At 25.0% G+C, this 583-nt stretch carries 1 protein-coding gene; it reads right to left on the reverse strand.

What is annotated here, in order from left to right; genetic code table 4:
• On the reverse strand, positions 1-583 hold a 583-nt coding region (locus C4B24_RS05145), incomplete at both ends, for a hypothetical protein (RefSeq protein ID WP_168388391.1).

Here is a 583-nt window from a genome sequence, read left to right on the forward strand (position 1 = left end):
CTATCATTTTTGACCTCTTCAAATAAAATTAATGTGCTATCCTCTGTACCAATTATCACTTTACTAATATTATTAGTTTTATTGATGATCGATTCCTTTAACCAAAAAAGTTTCTCATTAATATTATTTTGAAATATTAGATCAAACATTTCAATAATTTCAAAAATTTCCCCTATACAATTTTTAAGGCTTACAGCATATTTTTTGTCAAGAGAAATAAATAAATCTTCATCAAAACTATATTTAGCAATTTCTAATATTGCAACCATTAATAAAGAAGATGTATTAGATAATCCCAAGAATGATCTGGCATTACCACTTGAAATAAAGTTTTGTATAACAGATATTTCCGAATCATATATAACTCTTTTAATGCCTAAATTATTTACATCCACTTTAAAACTTTTTACTAATCTTGAATCATTGAAAAATAAACCTTTTTGAAATGTATGAAATTCTTCCTGCTTATTGTTATAGAAGTCTCTTTTTATTTCTTTATACTGAACATCCTCTATTTGAGTAGTCACTAATTTTGTGACTGCGTTGTTTTGCGAATTTATTATCTCAATGCTTTCGATTTTAT

Origin of the sequence: Mycoplasma marinum, from assembly GCF_004335975.1 — a bacterium.
GTDB classification, from domain to species: domain Bacteria; phylum Bacillota_I; class Bacilli_A; order Mycoplasmatales; family Metamycoplasmataceae; genus Mycoplasma_K; species Mycoplasma_K marinum.